Origin of the sequence: Sulfurimonas aquatica, assembly GCF_017357825.1 — a bacterium.
Classification (GTDB): Bacteria; Campylobacterota; Campylobacteria; order Campylobacterales; family Sulfurimonadaceae; genus Sulfurimonas; species Sulfurimonas aquatica.
In genome coordinates this window covers 998,718-1,011,598 of record NZ_CP046072.1, presented here as the reverse complement: position 1 = coordinate 1,011,598, position 12,881 = coordinate 998,718, and the positions used below count along the sequence as shown (strand labels likewise).

Annotated in this window: 12 protein-coding genes; 8 read left to right on the top strand and 4 right to left on the bottom strand. The window is 34.4% G+C overall.

Annotation, left to right across the window (positions count from 1 at the left end; genetic code table 11):
- Position 1: 1 nt before the first annotated feature.
- Positions 2-505 (top strand): peptidylprolyl isomerase, encoded by a 504-nt coding sequence (locus tag GJV85_RS04850; RefSeq protein ID WP_207562744.1) that lies wholly within the window; start codon positions 2-4, stop codon positions 503-505.
- Between the two features lie 32 nt (positions 506-537).
- Here GJV85_RS04850 and GJV85_RS04845 read toward each other — a convergent pair whose 3' ends face one another.
- From GJV85_RS04845 to GJV85_RS04830, 4 genes are all read right to left on the bottom strand, one after another.
- Positions 538-1,812, bottom strand: a complete 1,275-nt coding sequence (locus GJV85_RS04845; protein ID WP_207562743.1) for a diguanylate cyclase — start codon at positions 1,810-1,812, stop codon at positions 538-540.
- 1 nt (position 1,813) lies between these two features.
- The gene (locus GJV85_RS04840; protein ID WP_207562742.1) at positions 1,814-3,544 is read right to left on the bottom strand and encodes a sensor histidine kinase; all 1,731 of its coding nucleotides are present in this window, start codon (positions 3,542-3,544) and stop codon (positions 1,814-1,816) included.
- A gap of 69 nt (positions 3,545-3,613) precedes the next feature.
- Positions 3,614-5,575, bottom strand: coding sequence for a putative bifunctional diguanylate cyclase/phosphodiesterase (locus GJV85_RS04835; protein WP_207562741.1), 1,962 nt, complete (start codon positions 5,573-5,575; stop codon positions 3,614-3,616).
- A 36-nt stretch (positions 5,576-5,611) separates the two neighbouring features.
- Positions 5,612-6,493, bottom strand: a complete 882-nt coding sequence (locus tag GJV85_RS04830) for an ABC transporter substrate-binding protein (protein WP_207562740.1) — start codon at positions 6,491-6,493, stop codon at positions 5,612-5,614.
- 150 nt (positions 6,494-6,643) lie between these two features.
- On the opposite strand from GJV85_RS04830, the gene GJV85_RS04825 reads away from it, so the two are divergent.
- The 7 genes from GJV85_RS04825 to GJV85_RS04795 are packed head-to-tail and all read left to right on the top strand — an operon-like array spanning position 6,644 to position 12,851.
- A complete protein-coding gene (locus GJV85_RS04825) occupies positions 6,644-7,726 on the top strand; it encodes an epoxyqueuosine reductase QueH (protein WP_207562739.1) in 1,083 nt (360 codons plus the stop codon).
- A 52-nt stretch (positions 7,727-7,778) separates the two neighbouring features.
- Positions 7,779-8,222, top strand: a complete 444-nt coding sequence (gene fabZ / locus GJV85_RS04820) for a 3-hydroxyacyl-ACP dehydratase FabZ (RefSeq protein ID WP_207563133.1) — start codon at positions 7,779-7,781, stop codon at positions 8,220-8,222.
- A gap of 10 nt (positions 8,223-8,232) precedes the next feature.
- A complete protein-coding gene (gene lpxA, locus GJV85_RS04815) occupies positions 8,233-9,018 on the top strand; it encodes an acyl-ACP--UDP-N-acetylglucosamine O-acyltransferase (RefSeq protein ID WP_207562738.1) in 786 nt (261 codons plus the stop codon).
- A 41-nt stretch (positions 9,019-9,059) separates the two neighbouring features.
- Positions 9,060-10,304: an ATP-dependent Clp protease ATP-binding subunit ClpX gene (gene clpX, locus GJV85_RS04810; RefSeq protein ID WP_207562737.1), complete on the top strand. Its 1,245-nt coding sequence runs from the start codon at positions 9,060-9,062 to the stop codon at positions 10,302-10,304.
- 9 nt (positions 10,305-10,313) lie between these two features.
- Positions 10,314-11,351 (top strand): rod shape-determining protein, encoded by a 1,038-nt coding sequence (locus tag GJV85_RS04805; RefSeq protein ID WP_207562736.1) that lies wholly within the window; start codon positions 10,314-10,316, stop codon positions 11,349-11,351.
- The gene (gene mreC / locus GJV85_RS04800; RefSeq protein ID WP_207562735.1) at positions 11,344-12,105 is read left to right on the top strand and encodes a rod shape-determining protein MreC; all 762 of its coding nucleotides are present in this window, start codon (positions 11,344-11,346) and stop codon (positions 12,103-12,105) included. Before GJV85_RS04805 ends, mreC begins: the two co-directional genes overlap by 8 nt.
- Positions 12,102-12,851: a MipA/OmpV family protein gene (locus GJV85_RS04795; protein ID WP_207562734.1), complete on the top strand. Its 750-nt coding sequence runs from the start codon at positions 12,102-12,104 to the stop codon at positions 12,849-12,851. Before mreC ends, GJV85_RS04795 begins: the two co-directional genes overlap by 4 nt.
- Positions 12,852-12,881 lie beyond the last annotated feature (30 nt).

Below are 12,881 nucleotides of genomic sequence, written 5' to 3'. Positions count from 1 at the left end.
TATGTTTGGAAAAGAACTAAAAGATTATAAAATTAGTGCAGAAGAGTCACTAAAACAGCAGTATGCAAAAGTAGCTACAAGTAAAGGTGATATCTGGTTAAAACTATTGCCAGAAGAAGCTCCAAATACAGTCGCAAACTTTGCACACTTAGCAAACACTGGTTACTACAATGGCCTTAATTTTCACCGCGTTATCCCCGGGTTTATGGCGCAAGGTGGTTGTCCTACTGGAACTGGAACTGGTGGACCTGGTTGGGCTATAAAGTGTGAAACGGCATCAAACACGTCTGTACATAAGCCGGGAACTCTTTCTATGGCGCATGCTGGACCAAATACAGGTGGAAGCCAGTTTTTCATCACTTTTGTTGATACTCCACACTTAGATGGTGTACATACTGTTTTTGGTGCGATTGAAGAAGATGATGAAGAGAGCTTTAAAGTTCTAAGCACTATTCAAGGTCAAGATGACATTAACTCTATCGAAGTTGTAGAGTCTCGCTCATAGTTTTAATGCCTCCTAGGATTTAATCTTAGGAGTTAAAATGATATAAAACTCACCCTATTTCGTCCTCCACTTTTAGCTTTATAAAGTTCATCATCTGCTATTTTATATAAACTATCACTATCATATTTATAATTTTTCTTATCTGCAAAATCTATAGATACTAAACCGATAGAAACTGTTATAACCTTATCTACACTACTTGATTTATGCTCAATCTGAAGATTTTGAATACTTCTACAAACTTCATTGGCAATTGAAAGTGAATCCTCTTTTGTACTTGTAACATATACTGCACCAAACTCTTCACCACCTAGTCTAAACCTAGTATCACTAGTTCGGTGAAATGATTTATAGTTAAGAGTATGGCCGATAGTTGCAAGAACATCGTCACCATCTTGATGCCCATATGTATCATTATACTGTTTAAAAAAGTCTACATCTAGCATCATTAAAGATAACTTTGATCCATGTCTCATTGCCCGATTTATTTCATCACTGAGCACATCATTAAAGTGTCTTCTGTTATAAAGTCCCGTTAGCTGATCAGTAATAGATAAGAGTTCAATTCTTTTTTTATCTGTAATGTCACTATTAAGAGATGTATATCCAGTTATGATTCCATTATCATCAATATTTGGAGAAATTATAGAATCAACCCAATATGTATCCCCATTTTTTTTGATATTTTCTATCTCACCTTTCCATGTTTGTCCTGATTTTATACTCTCCCATAACTCCTTATAGAGTTTATCTGTACTACTTCCACTTCTTAGAATCGCATGATTACTTCCTAAGAGATCTTCCAAAGAGTATCCGGACATTTCACAAAATGCACTACTTACTTTTATGATTTTTCCTTCTATATCAGTAGATGACATAATTACATACTTATCCACTATTTCGAGATTTTGTTTTAACTCTTTTTCTAAAAAATGAATTGAAAGATGTGTTTTAATCCTAGCTATAACTTCTATTGTCTCAAAAGGTTTTACAAGATAATCAACTGCACCAAGTGTAAATGCTTTTACTTTATCTTCTGCTTGAGATTTTGCACTTAAAAAAATGATTGGAATTTGTTTGAGTTCAGGGTCCTCTTTTATCATTTCACATGTTTCATAACCATCTATTCCAGGCATCATGACATCAAGTAAAATAAGATCTGGTTTTTGTCTCTGTATGGACTTTAAAGCCATCTCTCCACTAGTTGCAGTACGCACATCATAACCCTCTTCAGAGAGAATTATCTCTAAAAGTTCCAGATTTACTACTGTATCATCGACAACCAATATATTTGTATTCTGAGCCATTTTATACCTTTAATAGTGAAACTATAGAATCGAAATCATATACCTTCATTTTTTGTTGAATAAATTCATATATATCTTTATCTAAATCTTTTATCTTATCTAACTCTTTTTTTATTTTCATGCCGCTACCTATAAGTGCAGCTTCTATTATCAACTTCCTACTTGAGAGATCAATTGTTCTAGGATCTAAATCTACTCTAACTGCTTTTGTCTTTTCTTTTTTAGTTTTATGAGTCTGAACAGGTTTCGCGTTTATCTCAGGAGAACCTTCTAGTACCTTTATAGGTAGTATAATGTAAAACTTAGTCCCTTTTTGAACTTCACTCTCAACTCTAAGGGAACCATCCATTAAATTAACAAGATTTCTAGATATAGACAGCCCTAGTCCTGTTCCCCCCTCTATCTTTTTAATGCCATCATTTTGAACAAAGGGTTTAAATATATTTTCAATCATCTTCTCTTCAATGCCACAGCCAGTATCCTCAACAACTATCTCTAAAGAATCCTTTCTATGGGCTTGAGAAAATAATACTGTAAATTTTATATGTCCCTCTTTAGTAAATTTAATAGCATTTCCTATTATATTAAATAAAATCTGCTTTATTTTACTCTCATCAGACATGATAAATTTTGGTAATTTTTCATCTATACTTAATTGACAAGTAACTAAATCTGCATTGACTTGGTGTGACATCAGCTCAGAAATACTTCTTATGGTTTTACGTAAATCAAACTCTTCATCATAGACCTTCATCTCTCCAGCTTCAATTTTTGACATATCTAAAAGATCATTAATCATATTAAGAAGGTGTTCTCCAGAAGAGCTTATAGTTTGTAAGTGTAACTTTTGCTCACTACCCATATTTGGGTCTTTAAACATTTTATTCGAAAAACCTAAAATAGCATTTAAGGGTGTTCGCAGTTCATGAGACATATTTGCAACAAATGAACTCTTAGTTGAATTTGCCTCTTCAGCTCTGTTTTTAGCTTCTATTAATAACTCTTCATTCACTTTTCTCTCTGTAATATCTATTATAGTACCAATCGAGCCAATTATTTTTCCACCTTTATCATGATAATGTTTACATTTTTCAATAACAAAACGTATCTCGCCATCTGGACGAATAACTCTATGTTCTATCTCATAAGCCTCATCTAACTCTATAGAGTTTGTATATGCACTATTTACAGCCTCTCTATCATCTTCATATATCCTCTGTACAAATGAATCATAAGTTGCAGTAAACTCTTGTGGTTGAAGCCCAAAGATACGATATGTTTCATCGGACCATGAGAGTTCACCCGTAATTAGATCTAAATACCAGTGGCCAATATGTGCAAGTTCTTGTGCACTATTTAAGACTTCTTCTTTTTTTGCAGAGTGTGTAATATCTATAATATTTGTATAAATATATGCTTTTTTCTCGTGCACTAACAGTGTTCTATTTAGCAAGACATTAATATGGTGTCCACCTCTATGAATATACTCTTTTTTATGAGAAATATTTCCTCTCTCGTTTTGTAGATATTTAAGTTGTGCCTGTTCTTCTTCGTGCCCATCTAAAGGTATTAAGTCCCAGTAAGAAAGGTTATTAAGTTCTTCTTTCGTGTGTCCAATAATATTTAAAAACTCTTCATTTACTTTTAATAATGAACCATCAAGAGATTGCAATATAAGTGCGCTAGGAGCTAAATCAAAGAGTAAATCATCTAAGTTTTTATCAAATTTCATATTAGCCCCACTAAAGTATCTTTACACCTATTCTATATTAAAAAATCTTAATCTAACATACATCAAATATTAGAGTGTCAGGTATGCCTTATAAAACTTTTCAAACTCATTTACATTAAGAGGTTTAGAGCAATAATATCCTTGATAAGCTACACACCCAATACTTGAAAGATATTCGACCTGTTCTTTTTCTTCAATTCCCTCAGCGATTACATGTAGCTTTAATGTTTGGCCCATTTTTACTATTGTCTCAACAAACACAGCACCATCTTCAGTTGCATAATCATCCATAAAAACCTTATCGATTTTTAGGTTATCAATAGGAAATCTTTTAAGATAAGAGAGTGATGAGTAGCCTGTACCAAAATCATCCAAAGAGATTGTAGAGCCATAGTCATGTATCATATTTAAAACTCTTAAACTCTTTTGTGTCTCTTTTAAAAATAGATACTCAGTAATTTCTATATCAATTTTACTAGGATCAACGCCACTCATATCCATTATAGATGTAAATACATACTCAAAAGCATTATCTAAAAGTTGCTTTGTTGCAACATTCACTGAAATAGTAATGTCCATGCCCTTTTGCTTCCACTCTAACTGCTGATTTACAGCCTCTTGTAAAACCCAGTTTCCAAGTTCTATGATAAATCCATTCTCTTCAGCCAAGGGAATAAATACATTTGGTCCAACAAAACCTCTATCAGGTGAGTTCCATCTAATAAGTGCTTCAGCACCAATAATTCGTCCACTCTCTACATCTGTTTTAGGTTGATAGTAAAGTTCATACTCTTTATTTTCAAGTGCTTTACGCATATCTTTATCAAGAGCAATTGTGTTTTGAACCTTTTTATTTAAGACTTCTGTATAAAAATGATACTGTGCACGCCCTTTTTTCTTTGCCTCATACATAGCTACATTTGAGTGTTGCATCAGTGTAGTCAAATCCCTTGCATCTTTTGGATAAAAAGCGATACCAATGCTACTTGTTATATGAATAGGGTGTGATTGAATGATCCACTGATTAGCTATACAACCTTGCAGTTGGTCCATCAGTGAAGTTAAACTAGTAAGTGAAGCATAATTGTGCAAGATTATCACAAACTCATCCCCACCAACACGTGCAATAAAACTATTTTCAGGTAATAACTCCTGAACACGAGAAGAGACAACTGTTAGTAGTTCATCTCCAACTAAGTGACCAAGTTCATCATTTACACTTTTGAAATGGTCTAAATCTAAAAACAAAAAAGCAAACTCTTTTTTATCATAATCACTATCTAATATTAACCTCTCAAGATACTCTTTAAGTGATACCCTATTAGCTAATCCACTTAAAATATCAGTCCTTGCCATTTTATATAACTCTTTTTGTTCCCTATCAAGTCTAGAGAATGTTTGCACCATAGATGAACGTATAGCTTCCATCTCATGTATATATAATTTTTTTGGTATATCACTTTGATGGTATGCATATGCTCTTAGTTTTTCTAAAGGTTTTACAATTGAGTATTTAATTATTGTCCATGACAGATAAAGTAAAACTATAGGAAAAAGTCCAAAATAAAAAAAGAAACTTAACTTTGTCTCATTAAATAGCTCTTTAATTTCATCACTATCAAATAAAAATACTATTTCAAGTTCATGAAGAGTAGAACCTTGATAGTAACGTATTCTGCCTTCTAGACCTTTTTGAGTCGATAAATATTCAAAATCTGTAAGAGATTTATCATAATATAGATCTGCTTTTCTCGGAGCAGTATTGTTATGTGGGTTAGTTGTAATTAAAACTTCACTACCATCTATCACCATAATTGTCGAAACAAAACTATTATTAGAGGTCGTCCTATCAAGTATTGCTCTATACTTATTGATTTTTTCATTATTTTTAATGCTTTTTGAAAGTAAATAACTTACTTCTGAAACATCATCTTTGATAGTATTTAAAATTAAATTAGCAGTTTTTTCTCTTTGCTCTTCATAGTTTTTTATAAAAATAGCATATACACTAACAAGTATAATACTTAACATTATGAGGGTAAACTTTTTAATTGTAATCATAATTTACTACAGCAGTCCACTACTTGGAAAGTGTGCTGCTTTCATTCTTGCTTTTAGTGTTTTTGATATATCTTTATTTATCCAAACTATATCACTTACTGTTTTTGTAAACTCATCATATGTTAAATCAAGTATATAAGGCTTAATGCCCTTATAGTACTCTTTTGGATTTTTCTCTAACACTTCTATAGAAGTGTCAATGAGTTTTTTCAACTCTTTAAACTGTTCTTCATGCTTAAAGTATGTCTCTTGTGTTGTATATAAAGCATCTAAAACTAAAAGTTTCAAGGAGTCTTTCGTCGAGGCGATACTTTTAAAACCATGCTTTTTTAGCTTTATATTATACGGGGTGTAGGTTACAATTATAGTAGGTTTTGTTAGATTTGTCACATCTAGTTCAGCTATAGCAGCTTGATCATTATTAATATAGTTAATTTTTTTATTTTGTAAGTTATATGCCTTAACAAAATCTTCAAAGATTGTCTTATTTATAGAGTCCATCTCAAGATATACATCTATTTCATCTTTTTTTTCTAGTTGTGAAATAGTAAGATTACTCATAACAACATCCCCACCATTAGAGCGATCAAAAAGTATGATTGGCATTAGTGTCGGTTTTTTATTAACAAGAAGTTTATACTCATACTGAGTTCCAGCATAAGCATCTGAATTACCAGCATCATAAAGATATAAATTTTCACTTAGTGAGCTTACATGTTGTAGTTTTATCTTTAATGGCTTCAGCCAACCCTTCTCTTTAGCATAAAAAAGTGGTGTATAACCTATCCATGTGGTTGTAGAAATTTCGAGTTTTTCATAATCATTTGATGAACATGACATTAGTAGAAATGCAGACATAAATAATGATAAAAGTACTCGATATCTCATGAAAATTCCAAGTTTATAAATTTTACTAATAGAAGTATCATATTCATTTGTAGATTAATTTATAATAAAAGGCGTATTTTAATATCATTTATTGAGTAATATAAAGATATTTAACCTATAATTACGTCTATATAATGCCAAGGATTTTTCATGTTAGTTCATATCTGCTGTAGTGTTGATTCACACTTTTTTTTACAAAAACTCCAACACGACTATCCAGATGAAAAACTCACCGGTTTTTTTTATGATCCAAACATTCACCCTTACTCAGAGTACCAACTGCGTTTACTCGATGTACAACGAAGTTGTAATAAGTTGGGCATTGAACTTCTAGAGGGTGAATATGATTATGAGAACTGGCTTCAAGCTGTTCGTGGACTTGAAAAAGAGCCTGAAAAAGGAGCACGTTGTGAGGTCTGTTTTGATAAACGCTTCAGTGTAAGTGCAGAGAAAGCTCTCACTTTAGGAGAGAAAAAAATCACTACGACCTTGCTTGTAAGTCCCCTAAAGTCACAAGAGCAACTCAAACGCGTGGGTGATGAATTTTATGAGAAAAACGGCGTTGAGTTTATAGCCGTTGATTATCGCTCCGGTGGAGGAACACAAGATCAAAGTCGCGTTACAAAAGAGGAGCAGTTATACCGCCAAGACTACTGTGGTTGCATCTTTGGTTTAACTATGCAAAGAGAGCAACAAGATAGACTCATGGATGAGATGTTCTCCCCAATATCAAATGCCATACTTCCCGCTTCCATTGAAGAGCGAATAGCAATGTATACTCACAGAAATAGACTCGAAGATGAAAATGTAAACTACAGAATCGTTAAACAAAAATTTTTGAACTATAGAGAGTTTAATTTTAAAGTAACGCTTGGCAAAAAAGATGTTTTAGATGCTTATGCCCTTAGTTACTCTACTCTTCCAAAAAAAAGGGCTCAAGGACGCATAGAATTTGACTCTCAAAACATTCACTACTTTAATAGAGATGAGATAAAATTTATTACGCTTGATTACTTTAACCGTGAAAACTCTACACAGTACAAAAGCGTAAAAGAGATGATTTACAAACCTTTAGAGATGGAAAAAGAACTAGAGTTTAGAGCTAAAATAAACTCCACAAGTTATGACTTGAGTCCCATAATAGTGCTTGAGAATATACCTGATGGGAAACTCACGATTAACCTTGATTCAAAAACATATGAAGACGTCAAAGAAAAACTAATCATAATATAATCTTTTTTTAGATAAAATAAACAAAATTATTATCAAGGACTATACTATTATGATTATGGATGTTATTGAAATTCAGCAGATACTACCTCATAGATACCCTTTTTTACTCGTCGACCGTGTTACGGATATTGTAAACGATGAAATGCTCATCGCATATAAAAATGTATCTATTAGTGAAAATATATTTCAAGGCCACTTTCCAGGTCATCCAATATATCCAGGTGTTATGATACTTGAAGGAATGGCCCAGGCCGGTGGACTACTCGCATTTAAAAGTATGGACATGTCTCCAGAAGACGCTGCTAAAAAAGTAGTTTACTTCATGAGCATTGATAAAGCAAAATTTAGATCTCCAGTAAAACCTGGTGACAAACTAGAGTATAGAATCAGCGTTATCAAGAACAAGGGACCTATCTGGGTACTTAAAGGTGAAGCTTACGTAGATGACAAAATCGTCTCTGAAGCTGAGCTCAAAGCTATGATAGTTGACAAGTAAAAGATATTAGATGTCTAAAATATCCCAACTGGCCGTTATTGAAGATGGCGCAATTATTGGTGAAAACGTTGAAATAGGAGCTTTTTGTTTTATTTCAGCGCAAACAACGATTGGCGATGGAACGACTATCGCTCAAAACGCTTGTATCTACGGAAAAACAACTATAGGTAAAAATAATAGAATATTTTCACATGCCGTTATTGGTTCCATTCCACAAGATTTAAAATTTAATGGTGAAGACGTTGAACTAATCATCGGCGATGACAACACGATTAGAGAGTTTACCCTTTTTAATCCTGGTACAAAAGGTGGCGGTGGTAAAACTATCATCGGTAACCACAACCTTTTTATGGGTTATGTTCACTTAGGCCATGACGTTATCATTGGCAATCACTGCATTTTAGCAAACGCTGCGACATTAGCAGGTCACGTTGAGCTTGGTGATTACGTTGTAGTAGGTGGAATGACTCCTATCCATCAGTTTGTTCATATAGGCGATTACGCTATGGTTGGAGGAGCGAGTGCTTTAGCTCAGGACGTTCCACCATTTTGTATGGCAGAGGGCAATCGTGCATCTCTAAGAGGTTTAAATCTTACCGGGCTTAGACGACATATTGAGAGAGACGATATAAATGATTTAAAATCCGCATATAGAGATCTCTTTGAATCAGGACAGCCGCTAAAAGATAGTGCAACAACTATTTTAGAGACAACTAAGAGTCATTATGTAAAAGAGTTATGTGATTTTGTTCTTAAAACAAAACGCGGAATTCCATTTGAGAGAAAAAACGTTTAGTCGCGTTTAATATAAAATAGCAATATTAAGGAAATAGATACATGATAAACAGACACTGTAGTTTTTGTGATGCAAGTGAAAGCGAAAAAAATCCGCTTATCGCTGGAAATGGCGTTTACATATGTAAAAACTGTGTAGTTTCTGCATATAAGATTATGTTTGGCGATGAAAAAGCTATGCATGATGAAGATAATGAAGAGCTACTAGAAACAGTAGGTGAACTTATGACGCCAAAAGAGTTATATAACTTTTTAGGTGACTATATCATAGGACAAGAAAGAGCAAGAAAACTTGTAAGCGTCGCTGTTTATAACCACTATAAAAGAATCTTTAAAAATGTAAAAATTGAAAATGACGATACTGAAATTGCTAAATCAAACGTACTTCTAATAGGTCCAACGGGGAGTGGTAAAACACTTATGGCGCAAACGATTGCTAGAGTTTTAAACGTTCCTATTGCCATAGCCGACGCTACAAGTTTGACTGAGGCTGGATACGTAGGAGAAGACGTTGAAAATATTTTAACAAAACTCATTCAAGCAGCTGATGGAGACGTTGATCGTGCTCAAAAGGGAATCATCTTTTTAGATGAAGTAGATAAGGTTTCTCGTATGAGTGAAAACCGTTCTATTACACGTGATGTTTCAGGTGAAGGCGTACAACAAGCTTTACTAAAAATAATAGAAGGCTCTTCAGTGAACATTCCACCAAAAGGTGGACGTAAACACCCTAATCAAGAGTTTACGGCTATAGACACTACAAATATTTTATTTATTTGTGGCGGTGCGTTTGATGGTCTTGAAGAGTTACTCAAACGCAAACAAGGTGATAACGTACTAGGCTTTGGACATGATAAAAAAAGCAAGGATGAGAAAAAACCAACTTACGACATGGTTGAGCCCGATGACTTAGTTCATTATGGTCTTATTCCTGAGCTTGTTGGGCGTCTTCCTATTATCGCTTCACTTAGCGAGATCAGTGAAAATGATATGGTTCGTATATTAACAGAGCCTAAAAATTCTCTTATCAAACAGTATAAGAAACTTTTTTCCATTGATGATGTAGAGTTAAACTTTGAAGAAGGCGCTCTTCTTGCAATTGCTAAGAAATCTATTAAACGCAAAACTGGTGCTCGTGGTCTTCGCGCTATCCTAGAAGAGAATATGATAGACATTATGTACGAACTTCCAGAGTATGCTGGATATGAAGTGCTTATCACTAAAGAAGTAATAGAAGGGACGCAAGAGCCTGTTTACATCAAACAAACAACAAAAAAAACAGCATAAGGCGATAGTATGATATTTAATAAACTAGTAGGACTCTTCTCAAACGACTTATCTATTGACTTAGGAACGGCAAATACGATTGTAATTGCAAAGGGCCGTGGAATTATTATTAATGAACCATCAGTTGTTGCCGTAAAGACTGAGAAGTATGGGCAACAGCGCGTTTTAGCTGTTGGACATGAAGCTAAAGAGATGGTTGGAAAAACTCCTGGTAACATTCGCGCTATCCGTCCTATGAGAGATGGCGTTATAGCTGACTTTGATATGACAGAGAAGATGATTCGTAAGTTCATCGAAAAAGCTCATGGAAGAAGTTCTTTAATCTCTCCACGTATTATCATCTGCGTGCCTTACGGTCTAACGCAGGTTGAGCGAAAAGCTGTTCGCGAATCTGCTTTAAGCGCTGGAGCTCGTGAAGTTTTTCTTATTGAAGAGCCTATGGCCGCTGCAATTGGCGCTGGAGTAGACATTCGTGAGCCTCAAGGTCACTTAGTTGTTGACATTGGTGGCGGTACTACTGAGATTGGTGTTGTATCTCTTGGTGGACTTGTACTTTCAAAGTCAATCCGTACTGCGGGAGATAAAATAGACCAGGGAATCATCAACTTTGTAAGAAAAAAATATAATCTTCTTATAGGTGAGCGCGTTGCTGAAGATATCAAAATAAATATCGGTACAGCGGTATCTCTAGATGAAGAACTCTCAATGATAGTAAATGGTAGAGATCAAGTTGAAGGACTTCTAAGTTCAGTTGAGCTTACAAGTGAAGATGCAAGAGACGCTATGAAAGAGCCTCTAAAAGAGATAGCTGAAGCGCTTCGTGACGTTTTAGAGAGAATGCCGCCTGACCTAGCTGGAGATATCGTAAACCATGGTATCATTTTAACGGGTGGTGGAGCGCTAATCCGTCAGTTAGACAAGTACCTTTCTGACCTAGTTAGAATTCCCGTTTTTGTTGCTGATGAGCCTCTCCTTGCAGTTGCGCGTGGAACTGGTAGAGCACTTGAAGAGATAGATCTTCTACAAGAACTTTTTGAGAATGAATAAAGAGTTATTTTCTTACTTTTTAGTAATAGCTGCCCTTGTTATAGGTGCAGTTTACTATAATACAACTATTCAATCCCCTATTATTTCATCTCTAAACTACATAAAAACAAGTTATCATAACACAACTCAATTTTTTCAAGACGCCATAGATAGACATACCTTTCAAGCTTCACTTATACAAACACAAAAAGAACAGCTTAAAGATTATGAAAAAAACAAGCTTATTATTCAAGAGTTAACCAATGAGATAAGTGACATATATAAAATTAACAACTCTACATTATCGCAAAATCCAAATGTTGAACTCGTTCGCAGCATCTCTTATCAAAAGTTTGGAGACTTCAACAGGGTATGGATAGATATGCCTGACTACAATGCTTCAAAAATATATGGCCTTGTCTATCAAGGACTAGTTGCAGGTATAGTCATACCAAAGAATGAAAGAGCTCTTGGAGTTTTAAACCGTGACATTAAAAGTACCTACGCCGTTTATGTAGGAGAACAAAACGCACCAGGAATAGCGCACGGAAATAACGAAAAAAATATAATGGTAAAATTTATTCCAACATGGTTTAAAATAAAAACCGGAGATGAAGTGACTACCTCTGGACTTGATAATATATTTTTCGCAGGTCTCAAGGTTGGTAGAGTACTCTCTGTTACGTCTTCTCAAGGGTATCAAAACGCCATAATTGAGCAGTACTATCAAGACCAAAAACCAAACTACTTTCACCTTATAAGGAAAATAAAATGAAATATCTTCTAATTTTATTACTATTTGTTCTCAATATATATGCGGATGATACAAAACAGAAAATCACTATTGGTCTTGGTCCATATATTCAAACGCAACCATATAAAGATGTTGCGGCTATCTTTGTACTCTCCCCTGTAATTTTCTTTGATAATTCACTTTTTTATATAAGATGGAGTCGCTTTGGGATGTACTTTCTTGGTTCAAAAGGTAAGGAGTTTTCATGGGGACTCTCCCTCACTGCACAACCAAGAACCTTCGGTTATGAAAGTAGTGACTCTTCTACCGTTATAGGTATGGATGAGAGAGAGAATTCTTTTGAGGGTGGAGTGGCGTTTAGTGCTTCATATAATGATGCTTATTTAGAGATTATGGCCCTTAGCGATGTACTAAGTAGACATGATACTTGGCTACTTAAGGCTGAACTCGGCGATGAGTATAACTTAGGGGATTTTACATTTTATCCAAGCGCCATACTTACCTACCAATCTGATGAGTTTGTAAACTATTACTATGGTGTAAAAGCGGAGGAAGCTGCAAGAACATCCTATGGCGTTTATACTCCAAAGGGTGGATTACAAATTGGAGTTCAAACATTTATAAACTATGATATAAATGATAAATTCTCAGTTTTAGCAAACCTAAGAGCAGACCAAATTCCACAAAGTGCAAAAAACTCTCCACTAATAGATGAAAGCACTATCTACTCAGGATTACTTTCTCTAATATATACCTTTGAGTACTAAAGTTTCTCATCAAATATTAAGTGCCTTTTG